General features: G+C 39.8%; 17 protein-coding genes. 13 read left to right on the forward strand and 4 right to left on the reverse strand.

Going from position 1 to position 19,609, the window contains the following annotated elements:
• From V7266_RS13105 to V7266_RS13125, 5 genes are all read left to right on the forward strand, one after another.
• Positions 1-651, forward strand: a complete 651-nt coding sequence (locus V7266_RS13105) for a 3-oxoacid CoA-transferase subunit B (RefSeq protein WP_335468329.1) — start codon at positions 1-3, stop codon at positions 649-651.
• A gap of 259 nt (positions 652-910) precedes the next feature.
• Positions 911-2,344, forward strand: coding sequence for a GntP family permease (locus V7266_RS13110; protein WP_335468330.1), 1,434 nt, complete (start codon positions 911-913; stop codon positions 2,342-2,344).
• Positions 2,345-2,381: 37 nt separating this feature from the next.
• Positions 2,382-3,167, forward strand: coding sequence for a 3-hydroxybutyrate dehydrogenase (locus tag V7266_RS13115; RefSeq protein WP_335468331.1), 786 nt, complete (start codon positions 2,382-2,384; stop codon positions 3,165-3,167).
• Positions 3,168-3,292: 125 nt separating this feature from the next.
• A complete protein-coding gene (locus V7266_RS13120) occupies positions 3,293-4,714 on the forward strand; it encodes a sigma-54 interaction domain-containing protein (RefSeq protein WP_335468332.1) in 1,422 nt (473 codons plus the stop codon).
• Between the two features lie 137 nt (positions 4,715-4,851).
• Positions 4,852-6,477 (forward strand): ATP-binding protein, encoded by a 1,626-nt coding sequence (locus V7266_RS13125; RefSeq protein ID WP_335468333.1) that lies wholly within the window; start codon positions 4,852-4,854, stop codon positions 6,475-6,477.
• Positions 6,478-6,529: 52 nt separating this feature from the next.
• Here the strand turns inward: V7266_RS13125 and V7266_RS13130 are convergent, their stop codons facing one another.
• Genes V7266_RS13130 through V7266_RS13140 form a run of 3 tightly spaced genes read right to left on the reverse strand, consistent with a single transcriptional unit; the run spans position 6,530 to position 9,555 of the window.
• A complete protein-coding gene (locus V7266_RS13130) occupies positions 6,530-7,672 on the reverse strand; it encodes a glycosyltransferase family 4 protein (protein WP_335468334.1) in 1,143 nt (380 codons plus the stop codon).
• 24 nt (positions 7,673-7,696) lie between these two features.
• Positions 7,697-8,227 carry a phosphatase PAP2 family protein gene (locus tag V7266_RS13135; RefSeq protein ID WP_420491395.1) on the reverse strand — a complete coding sequence of 177 codons (531 nt, stop codon included), beginning with the start codon at positions 8,225-8,227 and terminating at the stop codon, positions 7,697-7,699.
• A 20-nt stretch (positions 8,228-8,247) separates the two neighbouring features.
• Complete coding sequence (locus V7266_RS13140) at positions 8,248-9,555, reverse strand: UDP-glucose dehydrogenase family protein (protein ID WP_335468335.1); 1,308 nt, start codon at positions 9,553-9,555, stop codon at positions 8,248-8,250.
• Between the two features lie 257 nt (positions 9,556-9,812).
• Between V7266_RS13140 and V7266_RS13145 the strand changes: the two genes are divergently transcribed.
• Positions 9,813-10,658, forward strand: coding sequence for a VOC family protein (locus V7266_RS13145; protein ID WP_335468336.1), 846 nt, complete (start codon positions 9,813-9,815; stop codon positions 10,656-10,658).
• Positions 10,659-10,724: 66 nt separating this feature from the next.
• On the opposite strand, the gene V7266_RS13150 is transcribed toward V7266_RS13145, so the two are convergent.
• Complete coding sequence (locus V7266_RS13150; RefSeq protein ID WP_335468337.1) at positions 10,725-10,955, reverse strand: hypothetical protein; 231 nt, start codon at positions 10,953-10,955, stop codon at positions 10,725-10,727.
• A gap of 231 nt (positions 10,956-11,186) precedes the next feature.
• On the opposite strand from V7266_RS13150, the gene V7266_RS13155 reads away from it, so the two are divergent.
• From V7266_RS13155 to V7266_RS13185, 7 genes are all read left to right on the forward strand, one after another.
• Entirely contained in the window at positions 11,187-11,951 is a 765-nt protein-coding gene (locus tag V7266_RS13155; RefSeq protein WP_335468338.1) for an NRDE family protein, read from the forward strand.
• Positions 11,952-12,164: 213 nt separating this feature from the next.
• On the forward strand, positions 12,165-13,031 hold the full coding sequence (locus V7266_RS13160; RefSeq protein WP_335468339.1) for a MurR/RpiR family transcriptional regulator: 867 nt from the start codon (positions 12,165-12,167) through the stop codon (positions 13,029-13,031).
• Between the two features lie 312 nt (positions 13,032-13,343).
• Positions 13,344-14,381 carry a zinc-dependent dehydrogenase gene (locus V7266_RS13165; RefSeq protein ID WP_335468340.1) on the forward strand — a complete coding sequence of 346 codons (1,038 nt, stop codon included), beginning with the start codon at positions 13,344-13,346 and terminating at the stop codon, positions 14,379-14,381.
• Between the two features lie 35 nt (positions 14,382-14,416).
• A complete protein-coding gene (locus V7266_RS13170; protein ID WP_335468341.1) occupies positions 14,417-15,241 on the forward strand; it encodes a class I fructose-bisphosphate aldolase in 825 nt (274 codons plus the stop codon).
• Positions 15,242-15,254: 13 nt separating this feature from the next.
• Positions 15,255-16,790, forward strand: coding sequence for a xylulokinase (locus tag V7266_RS13175; RefSeq protein WP_335468342.1), 1,536 nt, complete (start codon positions 15,255-15,257; stop codon positions 16,788-16,790).
• Between the two features lie 86 nt (positions 16,791-16,876).
• A complete protein-coding gene (locus tag V7266_RS13180; RefSeq protein ID WP_335468343.1) occupies positions 16,877-18,208 on the forward strand; it encodes an MFS transporter in 1,332 nt (443 codons plus the stop codon).
• A gap of 146 nt (positions 18,209-18,354) precedes the next feature.
• Positions 18,355-19,335, forward strand: coding sequence for a 2-hydroxyacid dehydrogenase (locus V7266_RS13185; protein WP_335468344.1), 981 nt, complete (start codon positions 18,355-18,357; stop codon positions 19,333-19,335).
• Positions 19,336-19,609: the final 274 nt, after the last annotated feature.

Genomic DNA, 19,609 nt, shown 5'->3' on the forward strand with positions numbered 1-19,609 from the left:
ATGACTACTACACTCGTAAGTCCAAAACAAATCATTGCAGCGCGCGTGGCAAAAGAAATGAAAGATGGAGATGTTGTAAATCTTGGTATTGGGCTCCCAACCATGGTGCCAAACTACCTGCCTGAGGGTGTTAATGTGATTCTTCAATCGGAGAATGGCTATGTCGGTCTTGGTCCTTTAGAAGGTGATATTGATCCGGATTTAGTTAATGCCGGCGGACAGCCTGCTGGTATTATCCGCGGCGGTGCTTTTTTTGACAGTCTGTTTTCTTTTGAATTAATCCGCGGCGGGCATGTCGATGTTACCGTTCTTGGCGGACTTGAAGTAGATGCGAAGGGAAATCTCGCCAACTGGATGGTTCCAGGAAAAATGGTCCCTGGCATGGGAGGAGCAATGGACCTTGTTACAGGTGCAAAAAGGGTGATTGTTGCGATGGAGCATACAGCTAAGAATGGTTCGTCTAAAATTCTTGAGCAGTGCCGCTTGCCCTTGACCGGTAAGGGTGTAGTTGACCTAATTGTAACGGAATTAGCTGTTTTCCGGGTAACAGATGATGGATTGATTCTGGAGGAACTTCAAGAGGGCGTTGATTTAGAAATGGTAACGGAAAGGACGGAGGCTTCTTTTACTGTATGCCCGGCATTAAGGTGATAGAAGGTATGAAGGCAAATCCTTAAAAAAGCAGATAAATAGCGGTAATTCCGAAAAAACGGAAAATTCCGTCTTTCAGGAAACATTTACATTGCTTTTTTCCGGAATAACGGAATTGTTTCAGCTAGATTTGAGTTTATATTAATAAAATGACTTTGGCATATTTCTTGCAAATAAAAAGACGTAAGCTTATTAATGGAAACGCTTACCTACCAAAAGGGGACGAGGTAGCTTACAAAAACAATTTAGGGGGATTTACATGGAATTATTTGTTATTTTATTGGCGCTTGGGCTGCTGATGTTTGTAGCCTATCGTGGATTTTCAGTTATTTTATTCGCGCCGTTATGTGCACTCCTTGCCGTATTACTGATTGACCCAAGCCATGTCTTGCCATTCTTTTCAGGTGTATTTATGGAAAAAATGGTTGGATTCATTAAATCCTATTTTGCTGTTTTCTTACTAGGAGCGATTTTTGGAAAAGTGGTTGAAATGTCAGGGATTGCAGAATCCATCGCTAAAACGATCGTTCGTTTACTTGGAGCTAAACGTGCGATGCTGACGATTGTTTTATTAGGAGCCATTTTAACCTATAGCGGCGTAAGTTTATTCGTAGCCGTTTTTGCGATTTATCCATTTGCAGCACAAATGTTTAGACAAGCGAATATTCCTAAAAGGCTTATTCCAGGAACCATTGCACTTGGTGCCTTTACTTTTACAATGGACGCTTTACCAGGAACACCGCAAATTCAAAACGTAATCCCAATTAACTTCTTTAAAACAGATATTTATGCGGCACCAACACTTGGAATTATCGGAGCTATTTTTGTTCTAGTCTTAGGACTCTTATATCTTGAATCAAGAAGAAGAAAGGCAGAAAAAGCTGGTGAGGGCTATTACGGCTTTGGAACGGAAAACGCGGCTGCAGCTGAAAAACTGGAAGAAAAGGAAGCGGCGGCTCCAGATTTGACCTCACAACAATCCGTTCTAAAACAAATTTTAGCGTTTGTTCCCCTCATTCTTGTGGGAGTGACAAATAAATTATTTATAACATATATTCCAAAATGGTATCCAAATGGGTTTGATTTTTCAGCAATTGGCTTGAAGGCATATACAGTCGACGTAACAGCAATGGCTGCGATTTGGGCCATTATTATGGCATTAGTGGTCGGGATTGTTTCATCGCTTCTCTATGATTGGAAACGGGTTACGAAAAACTTTAAAGAAGGTTTAAACACCGCAATTGGCGGATCCTTGCTGGCAACGATGAATACAGGTGCCGAATATGGATTCGGCGGCATCATCGCCGCACTTCCTGGCTTTGCAAAAATTAGTGACGGTATTTCTGGTACATTCACGAATCCGCTTGTAAACGGGGCAGTTACAACAAGTACACTTGCGGGTATGACTGGTTCAGCCTCAGGTGGTATGGGGATTGCGTTAGGAGCTATGGCTGAAAAGTATAACCAGGCAATTACCGCGGCCAATATTCCGCCAGAAGTCATGCACCGTGTGGTTGCCATGGCATCAGGCGGTATGGATACACTTCCGCACAACGGAGCCGTTATTACCTTGCTTGCCGTTACGGGATTAACGCACAAACAATCCTATAAAGATATTTTTGCTGTAACATTGATTAAAACGGCAGCTGTATTCTTTGTTATCGCACTTTATACAGTCTTTGGAATCATTTAAGAAAAAGAGATTACTAGCAATTAGGAGGCACATATAAATGAGCACGTTACTAGAAGGAAAGACAGCATTCATTACTGGGTCGGCGAGCGGAATTGGGTTAGAAATAGCCAAAACCTTCGCACAAGAGGGAGCAAAGGTGGTCATTTCCGATTTAAATGCTGAAAAGAGTGAACAGGTGGCAGCAGAATTAAGGGACCAGGGCTTTGAAACTTTTTCAGCTCCATGTGATGTAACAAACGAGGAAGCCTTTAAAAATAGTATTCTTAAAGCCTATAAAAATTTTGGCCGGCTTGATATTTTAGTCAACAATGCCGGGATGCAATATGTTTCACCCATTGAAGAGTTTCCAACTGAAAAATTTGAACTGTTAGTAAAAATTATGTTAACAGCTCCATTCATCGGTATTAAAAACGTCTTCCCAATTATGAAGGAACAGGGCTTTGGCCGGGTGATTAATATGGCGTCAATCAATGGGGTGATTGGTTTTGCCGGCAAGGCTGCCTATAACAGCGCCAAGCATGGCGTCATCGGATTAACAAAAGTTGCGGCATTAGAAGGGGCGACCAACGGGATTACTGTTAATGCGCTCTGCCCGGGATATGTCGATACACCGCTCGTTAGAAATCAGTTAGCAGACCTCGCCACAACAAGAAATGTCAGTTTGGAAAGTGTCATTGATGAAGTGCTTTTACCGCTTGTTCCACAAAAAAGACTATTATCTGTATCAGAAATTGCCGATTATGCTGTATTTTTAGCAAGTGATAAAGGAAGAGGAATTACCGGTCAGGCCGTTATTTTGGATGGCGGTTACACAGCACAATAATATCTTTCAAAATCCTATTCGTTATCGGATAGGATTTTCTGTTTTGATAAAAAATCTTCCAATCTATTTATTACCAATCAACCTTTGTTATAATAAATGTATCCATACAGCAAGGGTGTGAATCTATGAACAGAGGAATGGAAGCGATTCCAGCTAACTGGCATGAACAGATTATTAACCTATTAGCGGAAAGAATTGTTGTAATCGACCGTGAAGGAATTATTATCTATATTAATGAAGCTTATTGTGAGTTTTTGGGGACAACTGTGGAGGAGGCTATCAACCGGCCTGTTCAGGATGTGATTGAAAATTCAAGGATGCATATTGTCGCTAAAACTGGCAAAAAAGAGCTTGCAGCTCTGCATCCCATTAATGGAAGTGAAATGATTGCAAACAGGTACCCTCTGATCGTCGATGGGAAAATTGTAGGAGCCCTTGGGACCGTTATGTTTCGAAGTCCAGAAGAATGGCGGATGTATAAAACAAAGATTCAACATTTAGTCGAAGAATTAAAATATTATAAAACAAAACTAGAAAAAGAGTTAAAGAGTAAATATTATTTTGAGGATTTAATTGGCAGCAGCCCCCCTTTTCTCGCCGCGAAAAAATTGGCGGAGCGAATTTCTGCCAGCAACTCCTCTGTTCTTTTAATAGGGGAATCGGGTACAGGCAAGGAATTGTTTGCCCATGCTATCCACAACCACAGCCTCCGTTCCTCCTTGCCATTTGTGGCGATTAACTGTGCTTCCATACCTGAACATCTTCTAGAATCAGAACTATTCGGTTATGATGATGGTGCTTTTACAGGTGCGAAAAAGGGAGGGAAAAGAGGGCAGTTTGAAATGGCTCATAATGGTACCCTTTTCCTAGATGAAATTGGCGATATGCCGCTTTCGATGCAATCTAAACTGCTCAGAGTTTTACAAGAAAAAGAAATCCAGCGAGTCGGCGGACAAAAATCAATTCCTGTTGATGTCCGTATCATTGCCGCTACACATCGAGACCTAGAGAAAATGGTGGACGAAGGAAAGTTCCGTCAGGATTTATATTATCGGTTAAATGTGATAAAAATTGAAATCCCCCCTTTGAATAAAAGGAAAGAGGATATTAAGTTAATATCCATGGGTCTGTTAAAAAAGCTGGAACGAAAATTTTTTCGAACAGGAATTGAAATTTCAAAAGAAGTTGAACAAAGATTAATGGAGCATTCTTGGCCTGGAAACGTTCGTGAACTTGAAAATGTGTTGGAGAGGGCCATAAATGTCCTTGATGGACAAACGATTGAAGTGTTCCATCTTCCATTATATTTACGCGAGCTAGAATTGCAGAATTCTAGCCAATTTGATAGTCCTGTTACTAAAACAAAACCTGTTGGAAATTTGTCTCCGTCAATTACCCCGTTAAAGGAAACGCTGGCTCAAGTGGAAAAGGAAGCAATTTTAAATGCACTGACGGCAGCAAATGGGAATAAGCAGGAAGCAGCAAGATTGTTGGAGATTGGCAAAACAAGATTTTACGAGAAATGTAAGTTATATGATATAAAATAAATTTCTCTATCCTATACGGCAGATACACAGTAGGTGATCGTACTGCCATAAGTTAATTTTCTATATAGAAATAGTAGGAACTCTGGTTTATGATAAGAGAGATAGTGTAAATTTGACAAAGTTTGGGTGGGAGTCCGTTGGTTCTTTTAGACTACATTATTAATCTCTCCATTTTTTCTCTATTGGTCAGTACACCACTAGTCATTGGTCCATTTATTAATCACAAGCCGATTAAAAATTGGCGCTATTGGGTTGGGATTTATGCCGGAATCGTATCTGTTGTCTTGATCAAGCTATCCTTTCAGCAGCAGGGTTATTCTTATGATATACGCTATGCACCGGTCATCTTGACATTTGTCTATTTCGGCCCTTTGCCAGGAATCATTACAGGTATATTCGGATTAGTGACGAGATTAGTAGAAAGCGGCCAATGGACACCGGCCATTATGGGCTGGACGGCCATTATTATTGCCTTCTCTATTATTCACTTCGTAACGAAACGACTTTCCAGTGTGAAAAGAAGCGTTTTATTATACGCCGCTTATGTCGCCATCTATCTTATTATCGTACCGTTCATATTTCACGTCTTTAGAGATAAACCGTTATTTCATTTTCAGTATTTATTGTTTGTGCTGCTGGGTGTGATTATTGGCGTATTACTGATAGAATCCCATGAGAAGCTGCTTCGGTTAAATCGCGGCTTGTCAGACATGTACAAGCTGGTTGAAGCAAGTGAGTCAAAATACCGATTGATTGCCGAAAACACGTCGGACTTAATTATGTTGATGGATAAAGAACACGCTATTAGTTACCTTTCTCCTTCTCATGAGCATGTATTAGGCTTTCCATGTTCTGAATTAGAGAAACATAAATGTTTCATGCTACTTCATCCTGATGATAAACCAATGTTTCTAGATTCGATTAAAAGAATGTTTGAATTTAATGAGTCCCAATCAATGGAAATTCGAATAAGACATAAAGATGGAAATTGGATTGAATTTGAGTCTAAGTGTATGCCTGTTAAGGGAGAAAAAGATACAGTTCAAAATATAGTCATCATCAGCCGGGATATATCAGAACGGAAAAAATCTGAGGAAATTCTGCTGCAGTCGGAAAAGCTGTCGATTGTCGGAGAGCTGGCTGCAGGCGTAGCTCATGAGATCCGGAATCCATTGACAACCATTAAAGGCTTTGTCCAGTTATATAAAGCTGAAAATAGTTCGGTCGTATATAATGACTTACTTCTAAGTGAACTGGAGCGAATTGAATCCATTACAAGTGAGCTCCTCTCTCTGGGAAAACCGCAAGCCGTGCGGTTGGACCAAGTGAATTTAGGGGAGTTACTTGTAAATACAGTTGAGTTACTTTCTCCTCAGGCGAATATGAACAATATTCAGTTTGACGTAAATTTTGATGAGGGACCTTTTATCATTAAAGGGGAAAAGAATCAACTAAAACAGGTTTTTCTAAACGTTATTAAGAATGCGATTGAAGCGATGCCCGCTGGCGGTGATATTCAAATTCGAATGGGCAAAAACGCATCAAAGGATTGCATGATTACAATTCAAGACCACGGGCTAGGCATCCCGGAAGAGCTGCTCCCTCGTTTAGGAGAGCCGTTCTACAGCTTAAAAGAAAAAGGTACAGGTCTTGGCGTCATGATCTGCCACAAAATCCTGAAACAACACCACGGTAGTATCACCTACAAAAGCAAACTAAACCAAGGCACCAGAGTAGAAATCAAACTCCCACTAGTAAGTTAAAAATGGTGACAGGCACGCGGTGCCTGTCACCATTTTTAATGTTTGCACTTATTTAAGCGTATTTTTGGTGTTCGCGTTCTTGTATAACATCCGTATATTGGGAGATGAGGTTATGCAATATACGATCCCAGCTCTGGGTCAATGCATAGTGTCTTCCTGATGTCCCCATTTTTTGCCGTAAGGATTCATTTGTTAATAGTTGCAGAATGGCTTCGGAAAACTCTTGCACATTACCGGGTTCACATAAGAGTCCGGTTAAACCCGGCTTAACGATATTCTGCACACCACCCGCCTTTGCGCCTATCACTGGTGTTCCACAAGCAAGTGATTCCAGCACTACGTTTCCAAAGGTCTCAGAGGCTGAAGGGAAAACAAACAAGTCAGATGCCGCATAGACCTCTGCCAGTGGCTCCCCTTCTAAATATCCAGTAAACGTCATATTCTCGGGTGCTTGGGACTCTAGCTCTTCTCTCAACGGACCATCGCCAATGATTAGCCAGTGGATGTTTTGATTAATGTCTGATGGAAGAGACCTTGCTGCAGCCAAAAGAGTGTATAAATCCTTCTCGGGCGCTAATCGGCCAACATACGTCAGTAAATAGGAATCTTGCCGGCAGTAACGATGTTTAACGGATTTCTTATCATAATAAGGATGAAACAACTGGCAATCCACACCTCTCGGCCAAATCTCTAGATTGGTAAAACCTTGCTGTTTTAATTGCAGGAGTGTAGCTGGAGAGGGGACGAAGATTTTTTTACATGTTTGATAGAACCACTCCATATAGTTCCAATGTAGTTTCGATAGAAATGGAAGGCTATAACACTGCAAATAATGATCAAAATTGGTATGATACGACCCCACAAGTGGAATATTTAGCTTTTTTGAAAAATAAACTCCACAAAGGCCGATGTTAAACGGGGTAGCTACATGGATTAAATCCGGTGAGAAGTTTTGCAGTTCCGTTTTCATTTGAGAAAGGTTAGGAAAAGCTAACCGGCATTCAGGATACATGAAAAAGGAAAGGCTCTTAGAGCGGTGAATATGACTAGAGGCAAATTCCTCTATAGGAGAAGCGGGTGCAAATAGTTTAAATGTAATGCTTTGATTCTCTAAGAAGTTAGTCAACCTTTTTAGTGTTCGGGCAACACCGTTTATGTCAGGATAAAAAGTATCAGTGAAAATGGCGATTCTCATATCATCCCTCCTAACAACCATATCTTACAAACATAACAAACAAAAACAAATGATTCCGGTTATAGTGCCAAGCATGCCGCCAGCAAGAATATCAGAAGGATAATGAAGCCCTAAATAAATTCTAGATATTCCCACAAACATTCCTAGAGGAATTAGCACAAATGCAAGTTGTGGAATAGCTAAGATATAGGGGGTTACAACGGAAAAAATGGCCGTTGTATGCCCCGATGGGAAGGAATGATCTTGTAAAGGATTAGCTGGAAACTTCGTACTTTCTATCATCAAGTAAGGCCTTTTTCGTGGAAACAGCTGTTTTATGATATGGACTGGGATATGACTTGCCGATAATGCCAGTGCGCTGCTAATAGCCGTTAACCTGGGTTCACCTGAAGAAATTATGATAAGGAGGAAGGCAGTGGCGATGGTGATGTCTGCCCCTCCAAACTGGGTAATGATTCGAAAGAATAGATTTAACAGCTTTTTATCGTAATGTCTATTCACACGTTGTAATAAGCGGCATTCAAATCCATACACTGCATGGATTATTTTCATCATGTCCCATTCCCTCCATTGGCTTACATAGTTTTGTCAGGTCTCCCCACAGATCGATACGTAATCGGATACTGTTGAATAGCCTGAAGTGGATAACAATTACGACCATCAATAACTATTGGTTTTTTCATATGTGTTAAATAGACATCCAAGGGAAGATGTCTTATTTGCTCCCATTCTGTTGCAATAATGGCAAGTTCAGCGTCTGTGAGTGCTTCTCGAATATCTTCTCTATAAGTAATGGAATCACCTAAAATTCTCTTTGCATTAGGAATAGCAATAGGGTCATAGGCACAAATGTCGGCACCCTCCACAGACAATTCGTTTATCAGGGTTAATGCTGCTGATTCACGGACATCATCTGTATCTGCTTTAAACGCTAATCCAAGGATAGCGACTTTTTTTCCTTTTAATGATCCAACCAGCTCTTTTGCTTTTACAATTGGAAGTGAATGCTGCCGTTTATTTACTTGAATGACCGCATCAAGCAGGGGGAGTGGCTGGTTCAAATGCCCGCCAAACTGTGCGAGCGCTTTTGTATCCTTAGGAAAACAGGAGCCTCCATAGCCAATTCCAGCTTTAAGGAAATGAGGGCCAATCCGTTTGTCCAGGCCGATTCCAAATGCTACTTCCTCTATATTAGCCCCGACATTATCACAAATGCCTGCCATTTCATTAATAAAGCTTATTTTCATTGCTAAAAAAGCATTTGAAGCATATTTAATGATTTCGGCACTTCGGATATCCGTTTTGTAAATTGGAATTTGCAAGGGCTGGTAAAACTGTTCCATTATCGCTGCCACTTTAGGGTCACTGGTGCCAACCACGATACGGTCTCCATGAAAAAAGTCAATAATCGCTGTACCCTCGCGAAGAAATTCGGGATTAGCAACTACTTCTGCTCGAAGGTTAGGAGGTTTTCTGCTGTCAATGATTTGCTGAATGAGCTCGTTTGTACCGACTGGAACCGTGCTTTTCGTGCAAACAATCACATCTTGCTCCATATAGTGAGCAATTGTATGGGCGGCCACATGAATGTATTTTAGGTCTGCTGAACCATCGTGTTGTTCTGGTGTACCGACTGCAATGAAAATAAGTTCAGCATTTGAGTAAGCTTCATTTGGATTGATGGTGAAATTCAGCTGTTTGTTATGTAAATTTTTTTCTAAAAGGGACTCTAACCCTGGTTCATAGATGGGGGAACGCCCGCTCTGCAGCATATCGATTTTCTCTTTTTGAATATCAATACATGTCACCTCGTGGCCCATCTCGGCTAAACAAGCACTAGTAACCAATCCTACATACCCTGCTCCAGCAACCGTAACCTTCATCCAATCCCTCCAATACTTGTTTACTCTATTGTATTAGCGGATGATGGATTTTTTCTAAACCTAGTGTAAAGAGAATGTTAAGACTGTGTTAGTTTTAGTTAATGGGAAAATACATTTAAATTATAATACTTGAATTCGAGATAAACGCAGGGTAAACTAAACTTAAGATGATTCAAATTGAATAATTAATGAGATCGAATTAAACCCTATTATTATATTCATTGTTTTGTTATTAAAAGAAAAAGGATGGGATGAACATGGAGCAGTTTCATCAAGAGCCAAATATCTATGTTGGTGAAGTTAATATAAAAGTAAAAAATCTAGATTATTCTGTTACGTTTTATCAAAATATCATCGGTCTTCAACTCTTGGAGCAAAGTGAGCGGAAAGCGGTTCTAACCGCTGACGGACAAACTCCGCTGTTAACGCTGGAAGAACCAGTGGCGGTTATTCCGAAACAAGAGCACATGTCAGGTTTGTACCATTTTGCGATATTACTGCCAAAGCGTGCTGACTTAGGAGACTTTTTACGCCACTTAATTCTGACAGGATACCCGCTGGGAGCAGCCGATCACTATGTAAGTGAAGCCTTGTATCTAAATGATCCTGATGGGAATGGAATCGAAGTTTATCGAGACCGCCCTTCTTCTGAATGGGTCTGGAAAGACGGTTTAGTCGAAATGGCCACTGAACAGTTGGATGCACAAGGGATCTTAGCGGAGAGTGAAGGTGAGTGGAGAGGTCTTCCATCCGGAACGATTATGGGGCATATTCATCTCCATGTAGGCGATTTAGAAAAAGCAAAAGAATTTTATACAAAAGGTATTGGCTTTGAGGTTGTGAGTTACTATCCGCAAGCAGTATTTCTTTCGTCAGGCAGGTATCACCATCATGTGGCCATCAATACTTGGCAGGGAGCAGGAGCCCCAACACCACCTCAAAATAGTGTAGGTTTAAATTGGTATTCCCTTGTCTTCCCTACTAAAGAGGCAAGAGAGAAAGTGGTGAAACAGCTAGAGCAGATTGGTGCTCCTCTTAGGAATGAAGGGAACACTTACGTCACAAGTGATCCTGCAGGAAACCAAATTCTTTTGGTAATATAATGAACAGCATAATCCCCGCTCTTATAAAAAAGGCCGGGGATTTTCCGTTTGAGCTTAGAATTTTCCCTATGAGAAAAATCCCAACGCATATTTAATGCCTTCTTCTATTTCATTGGTTTCATAGCCTTGTAAATCTTCATGAGTGATATCCAATTTTGTTCTCGCTAAAGAGTAGCCGCTGTCAAGATTAACATCTAATAGGACCTCGTAGCCATTCTCGGTTTGAGTAATTTGGATAATGTCATAATCACGAATCGCAGTGCCCGTCTCATACTTAATTGGTTCTAGCTCAGACATAAAAAAACCTCCTATTCATCCTTCAAACAAGATTATTTTCCTCAAAACCACAAAAAAAATTCGGTGCTTTCACCATTCAATCAGTGAATGTCACATTACTACGTCATCAAGCTTAATAACGGTGACAGGCACTATTATTACGCCATAGGACTTGTTAAAGGTTTTTGTTGAGAATTTGTCGAATTATGAAATGGGAAGGCTATTTATTAGAGTATTTATGTAAAGGTTGTGATGGTCATTTGTTTAATTCTGTTTGCCTATCGTGTTCATGAGGAATATCCACTAATTGTCGCGGCGAATCGTGATGAATTTTATCAACGGCCGACTGCCCCGGCACACTTTTGGGAGGATCATCCGGAAATCCTGGCCGGACGGGACCTGGAAAAAATGGGAACGTGGATGGGAGTGACCAGCAGCGGGCGCTTTTCGGCATTAACTAATTACCGCGATCCAAAGGAAATAACAGAGGGAAAGCATTCACGTGGAGAATTAGTGGCTGATGCTTTGAAATATAAAGGAAAAATGGAAGAATATATGCAGCATCTTGCAGCTCATAATCACTTGTATCCCGGCTATAACTTATTGGCAGGGGATGGGGACGATTTATATTATTACTCTAATGTCGGCCAAAAATTGGAGAAATTAAAACCCGGTATCTATGGGGTGAGTAATCACTTATTAAATAGCAGCTGGCCAAAGGTGGAAAAAGGGAAGGAGGGTCTGGCACGAATTATAAGTGAAAGGAACGGGATGACTGAAAAACTATTTGCCCTGCTGCAAAATGCAGAACCTGCCCCGGATAAGAATCTTCCACGTACAGGGGTTTCATTAGAATGGGAGCGGCTGCTCTCGCCATTGTTTATTGAAAGTGAGCATTATGGAACGAGGAGTTCGACGGTGATGCTGATGTCAGGGACAAAACTTCACTATCTAGAAAGAGTTTTTACGAAGAAGGGCGTAAATAACCAACAATATACATTGAACTATAACGGATAACTAATTAAACGATTAATTAGTAAAGACTAAAGTTTATTTTAAAGGTTTGGAATTTAAATGCCTATTTATATAAAAGAAGAAAAAAATCCCATGGAATGTTGGATACAGGCGCTTCCTTACTTTCTAAAAATATAAAATCAAGTAGAAAATTATTAAATAATTATTATAGAATAGAAACTAGACAATAATGAAAGGGAAAGTAGAGGAACGTCAATGAGCGAATTGAACGTAAATACAAATCCAGGCTTTTTTACTAGAATAAATGCCGCCATGTCAAAGCTTCGGGATTCAGAGAAAAAAATTATTGAATTTATCGAGCAAAATCAGGACGAAATTATCCATCTCTCCATTACGGAAGTAGCCGAAAGAAGTGAAACAAGTGAATCTTCTGTTGTCCGATTATGTAAAAGGCTTGGTTATAAAGGTTTCCAAGATTTGAAGATCAATTTGGCAAAGGAAGTTATCGCCCCTGAAAAGCAGATTCATGAAGCTATTGAAAAAGGTGACGACGTCGTCATGATCAAAAAGAAGGTATTTCAATCAAACATACAAGCACTATACGATTCAATTGAGGTTTGTAATGATGAAGAACTAAGGAAGGCTGTGAATGCTGTTTCAAATGCACGTTTCATTGAGTTTTATGGAACAGGCGGTTCAGGAACGGTAGCATTAGATGCTCACCACAAGCTATTAAAATTAGGGATTAAATCATTTGCTTATAACGATACTATTTTGCAAGCAATGTCAGCGAGTGTGCTCACAAATCAAGATGTTGTGATTGGAATTTCACATACAGGCTCCAATACAGATGTTTTAGCAGCTCTGAAGTTAGCGAAAGAAGCGGGGGCAACGATCATTTGTATTACAAATTCATCGAAATCACCGATAACAAAAATATCGGATATTGTGTTACAAACAGCTTCAAATGAGACGTTGTTTCGAACTGATGCGATTTCTTCAAGAATAGCTCAATTAACAATCATAGATATTTTAGTTGCTGCGGTAGCCAACCAGCAGTATGAACTGTATTACAGCAACCTCCAGAAAACACGGAAATCCACCATAGACAAAAAACTGTAAGGGATTTCAGAAAAAAAGTTTCACTTTTTCAAAAATAAATATTGAAGGAAATTACCATCACGTGCTATGATGAGTTTGTAAATAAAGTTTTTAGAAAATTCAATATCCAATCTTTACAATTTATTATGCAGGCATAGTCAAGTGCCCAAAAAAAGGTGAATTTGGTTCAAAAATTCACTAAGGGTGTCATCAAGCATGAATAAACTGGTTTATATAAAAGAATAGAGGAATTTATCTTCTATTTTTTTAAGAAAATAATGAAGGAAATTTCCTTCACAAAACCACACTAACCTTAAAAGGAGCAAAGGAGTTATGAGAGCAGCTGTATTTCATGGACCAAATGAACTGAAGCTTGAAGAGGTTAAAAAGCCGGAAATTAATGAAGATGAAGTTCTTGTAAGGGTTAATGCAAGCGCTGTATGCGGTACAGATGTCCGTATTTTTGAAGGGAAAAAGACAAAGGGTGTCAGAACCCCTTCCGTCATTGGTCACGAACTTGTTGGCACAATTGAAGAAGCTGGCAGTAAAGTGAAAGGTTTTTTTGCAGGAGACCGAGTGGGAGTAATGCCTGTTATTCCCTGCAGGAAGTGTTACTACTGTTTAAATGGAAGGGAAAATGTCTGCGCAAACCGTACAGCAATTGGATATGAGTATGATGGTGGTTTTGCGGAATATGTAAGGATTCCCAGCTCAGCTCTTGAAGCAGGGAATTTAGTGAAAATCCCGGATCATCTAACCTTCGAACAAGCCGTTATTACCGAGCCGCTTGCTTGCTGCATCAATGGTCAAAGAAAGGCAAATGTCAAAATGGGCGACGTTGTAGTGGTTATTGGCGGCGGACCCATCGGACTGATGCATGTTCAATTAGCGAAAATAGCAGGAGCAAGTACCGTTATTTTGAGTGAGCCAATAGGTCATCGCCGTGAAAAAGCTCTCCTAGCTGGAGCCGACTTTGCTGTAAACCCTGATAGTGAATCATTAGAAGATATCGTGTTAAGTGAAACAGAAGGGCTGGGTGCCGATGTTGTCATCATGGCAATAGGCGTTTCGTTCTTAGTTAACTCTAGTGCGAATCTATTGAAAAAAGGCGGTACATTAAATCTTTTCGCTGGATTTACGAAAAATGTTATGTCAGAAATCGATCCAAACGTCATTCATTACAATGAAATTACGATCAACGGAACATCTGCTCTAACAAGGGCTGACTATCATAAGTCACTATCTCTGATTTCTTCCGGTCAGATTAATACTGAGGTAATTACCACAACTGGTTACACTCTTGATGATATTGAGAGAGCGATTATGGATGTTAAAAATGGAAATGGTATGAAGACTGTTATTACTCAATAAAAAAACTATGAATATGAGAATAGGAGTGTTTTATTATGGCATTTTTAGGTAAAGAAATTCGTATGAATCGTCTATTAAACCAAAAGTCTGGGAAACTATTAGCAGTTGCAGTTGACCAAGCGATGGCACGAGGGATTTTTGAAGAACTTATGCCAATCCAGCGTAAGTTGGATGAAATCGTTGCAGGTGGGCCTGATGCAATTACCATGCATAAAGGAATTGCCGATATGTGTTACCGTCCACATGCAGGAAAAACAGGCTTTATTTTGAAATGCTCTACGTTCTCTCCTTGGCAGCCAAATTATGATGCATGGGTTACTGAAGTAGATGAGGCAGTTCGTTTGGGAGCTGATGCTGTTTCAATGGGCTGTATTGTTGGTGGAGAGGACCAGCCGGAACAGCTAAGAAATCTTGGAATAATTGCCGGCCAAGCTGCAGCTCATGGTTTGCCGATGATTGCCCACATTTATCCAAGAGGGAATCAAATCCCAGAGGATGACAAGAATAATTGGAAGCATATAGCTTACGCCGTTCGTGCAGGCGCAGAGCTTGGAGTAGATATCGTCAAAACAAAGTATACTGGTAATCCAGAAACCTTCGCTAAGGTCGTCGCTTCTACACCAGGAAAGGTCGTTGTGGCAGGTGGTGATAACGGAAATAATATTGAAGACTATTTCCAAATGGTATACGATGTTATTGATGCTGGGGGTGTGGGAATCACCTTTGGAAGAATTGTATGGAATAATCCCAATCCAACAGCTGTCGTTACAGCATTTAAAAACATTATTCATAATAAAGGAACAGTAAAAGAAACATTGGAGCTTTATAACGAATTAATGAATTCACCAGTAACTGTATAGAGGGTGATGAGCCATGTCTCACATTATTGGAATAGATATTGGGACAAGCGGAATTAAAGTTGGAGCAATGAATAGAGTAGGAGAATTAGGGTTTCTTGAATATCAGCCCTATTCTCTTCTCTACCCTAAAATGGGATGGGTAGAAATTGATCTAGAGGACATTTGGAATAAAATTAAAACATTACTTTTAAATGTATGGCAGCAGGTAGAGGCTGAGGGGAAGGTAGATGCGATATCTCTTTCTACTTTTTGTAATAGTTCGGTCTTTTTAGATGAAAAGGGCGAGCCTCTTTATCCTGGAATTTTGTATTTAGACCAAAGAAGTAAAGAGGAAGCGGACTGGATCAAAAATCAAGTCAGCGAAGAACTATTGTTCAAAGTGACGAAAAACCGTTTAGAGCCTGGAATGTATACGGTAACGACTCATTTGTGGTTCAAAAATCATCACCCAGAGCTCTATGCCCAAACATATAAATGGGGGAACCTTTCTACTTTCATATTACACAAATTAACAGGAAACTTTGTGATGGATTGGACGCAAAGCTCCTTCACGGGCATTTATGATGTAGAAAACTATCAATGGTCTGCAGAAATTTATAAACGGGTAGGCATCGATTTTGATAAGCTTCCTGATGTTGTTGAGCCTTGTTCCATTGTTGGAGAATATATGCATCCGTTTATTTCATCTAATCGGATTCCAGTCATTGCCGGTGCAGCAGACACAGCATGCTCTGCTGCAGCGCTCGGTATTGGTATCAATGAAATGTTTGAATCAGTAGGAACCTCAAATGTATTTACTGTTTGTACAGACCAAACTGAGCTTTTGGATAAGCGTTTCTTAAATAGATGCCATGTTATAAAAAATCGCTGGTTATCACATGGAGCAATGTCGTTCCCTGGTGCAGCTATTCAATGGTTCTATGAGCAATTTTTGAAGCCGGAAGGACATTCGAAAACTATATTGGAGGTTTTGTGCAAACAGTCGCTTCCAGGTGCGGGCGGTGTATTTTTTCTGCCGTATATGCAAGGGGAACGTGCGCCAATTTGGGATTCGAATGCAAGAGGCGTATTTGCTGGAATTCATTTAAACACAACGAAAGCAGACATGTTTCGAGCTGTTTTAGAAGGATGCTCTTTTGGACTAAAACAAATGAACGAAATTATTGAAACAAAGTATCAGCTTCGAGTGGAAAGCTATCAATCTATTGGCGGAGGGGCAAAAAATCGTGAGTGGGCCCAAATCAAAGCCAATGTATTGAACAAAAGCGTTCATATTAAAGATGTTTCTGAGACCGGTGTATTAGGGACTTGTTTACTTGCTGGTACGGTGATGGGTTATTTTTCTTCTTTGGATAATGCTGCAAAAGAAATTCGTAATAACACAATTTACACACTAGAGCCAGATCGGAGTCAACTAAGAATATATGATGAATTATATAAAGTATTTAATGATTTATATCCATCTTTAAAATCATTCTTTGCCTTGAGTGCTAGGCAAAGCTCTGAAACCAGTAAAAGAACGGAAGAGGATCATGCGGTTATTTCTTAACAAAAAATGAAAACCCTTACAATGAAAGATTAAACTTTTTCTGAGTGATTTTAAAAAAATATTTTAAATCGAACGGGGGAAATGGGATGTCTTTACCAGAATCTAAGATCAGTGCAGGTCTGGCACTAAAGAAGAAGACAGGATATCGTTGGTTAGTTCTTTCACTTGTTTTTTTGGTATACATTGTTTGTTACGCAGACCGTACAAATATTGGTGTAGTTCTCCCGTTTATTAAAGAGGATTTTGCTCTTAACAATTTCCAGGCAGGGGCAATTTCAAGTTTCTTCTTCTTAGGATATGCCTGTTCTCAGATTCCAGCAGGTTTTTTACTTGGTAAAAAAGGAACTCGTGGAGTTGTTGCTCTAGCTGTTATCGCTTTTTCCATCGTCACTTTCTTTCTCGGAACAGTTTCAGGTGCTGCTCTTTTAATTTTACTTCGTTTATTACTAGGTTTAGCTGAAGGTCCTGTTCCTGTTAGTATGACAACAACGATTAACCACTGGTTCCCGGCGAAAGAAAAGGCAACTGCAACCGGAATTTATATTGCTTCCACACAGCTTGCTCCAATCTTTGTCCCGATTATCGCGGCTGCGATTGCCATGTCATTTGGCTGGCGGTATGTATTTTATTGGTTTGCTATTCCAGGATTTATTGTTGCGCTAGTCTGGTATTTAGTAGTTCGAACAAAGCCAGAAGACAGCTCGAAGGTATCACCTCTTGAGCTGGAATACATTCGTCAAGAAGAGGTTACTACTGAAGTAGCAGTGGAACAAAAATCTCTTGGATGGCTTGATAAGGCAATTCGTTATCAGAAAATTGAGAAAATAAGTACTTCTAAAGGTGTTTTTACTTCTTGGAATATTTGGGGTAACACGCTAACTTATTTCTTAATGAATAGCGTTTTATATGGTATGTTGACATGGGTTCCGATGTATCTTGTTAATGCAAAAGGATATTCATTTATGAAGATGGGGTTTGTTGCATCAACACCTGCTATTGGAGGATTGATTGGTGCACTTTTAGGCGGAGTGATCTCGGATAAAGTGTTCTTAAAAAGACGTAAGCCAACAATGTTAATTACAGCCATCTCAACTGCGATCATGATGCTTGTTGTTGTTAATATCCCAGACAATGCCACACTTGTCTCCCTCAGTTTAGGGCTGGCAGGTTTCTGCCTCAATATTGGCTGGCCTGCATTTTCTGCATATCCTATGGGATTAACGAATAGAAATACTTTCCCTATTGCCATTGCAACTGTCAACAGCGGTGGAAACCTGGGTGGATTCTTTTCTCCAATGATTGTTGGAGCGATTCTTGATGCAACTGGTAATTATAATCTTGCCTTTGGATTCTTTGCCGTATTACTAGTACTTGGTTTCATAATTATAACGACTTTAAAAGAACCCGCTCAAGATTAATAGCAACGTATTTTATTAATAGTTTAACTAATAGGTTTAAAAATTAAACAGCAATCACATAGGGCATGGGAGTTTTCCAGTGCCCCTTTTTTTTTGATTTTATTAGTGTGTTAAAACATATTTTTGATAAAAAGGTGGAGATTTAGTTGAAAAGTACCGTGTATATTACAAGGAAGCTGCCCGATGAAATAATTAATAAACTTTCACAGTATTTTCATGTGAGAATGTGGAAAGAAGAAAATATCCCTGTTCCAAGGGAAATTTTACTTAAAGAAATTGAAAATATTGAAGGTCTTATCTGCTTATTAACGGATAAGATAGATGAAGAGGTTATAAGGAAGGCAAAGCAATTAAAAATCATTAGTAACCTAGCAGTGGGCTATAACAATATCGATGTGCAGGCAGCTGCAAAAAAGGAGATTATTGTAACCAACACTCCTGGTGTCCTAACCGAAACCACGGCCGATTTAACGTTTGCGCTTTTAATGGCAGCTGCCCGAAGATTAGTAAATGCTTCCGACTCCGTACGTAATGGCGAGTGGGGAGCATGGTCATTGATGCAGCATACTGGACAGGATATATTTGGTGCCACACTAGGAATTATCGGGTTGGGGAGAATAGGGGAGGCCCTCGTGAAGCGGGCAAATGGCTTTGATATGAATGTTCTTTATTATAATCGCACAAGGAAGCTGGAAAAAGAACAAGAACTGGGTATCCACTATAGTGAGTTAAAGGATTTATTACAGCAATCTGATTACGTTTGCCTCATGCTTCCTTATAGTCCTGATGTACATCATCTTATTGGTAAAGAGGAATTATCTCTGATGAAACAGAGTGCCATCCTTATCAACACTGCAAGAGGTGGGATTGTAGATGAGGAAGCATTATATGAAGCGTTAAGGAATGGTGATATTTGGGCTGCGGGGTTAGATGTCTTTGAACAAGAACCGATCCCGATGGATCATCCATTGTTATCGTTATCCAATGTTGTTACCTTGCCTCACATTGGTAGTGCAAGTGTCAAAACAAGAATGAGGATGGCCCATCTTGCAGCAGATAATGTGGTGAAGGTACTTTATGGTGGTGATGCCCCAATTACCCCAGTCTATCAGTGTGTTAAAGTGTAAGTAGAAAATTAATAAATAAAGGGATGCCGAAGACGGTATCCCTTTTTTAAGGTGCTTTAAACAGAGTGCTAATGGTTAAATGGGTACAAATAAAAGTAAATGAAAAATAATGAAATCATATGGTGCGTAAAACACGAAAAATAGTAAATTTTAATCATTTTATTGAAAAAGCAATTAAGCAATTACTGTCGATTGTTTTGGAAATAAAATTAAAAAACAACTTCTGTTAAACGGTCGACGGAATGCGTTTTATATGTGTTTAACAATATAAACA

Source organism: Neobacillus drentensis, from assembly GCF_036965645.1.
Lineage (GTDB): Bacteria > Bacillota > Bacilli > Bacillales > Cytobacillaceae > Neobacillus > Neobacillus drentensis_D.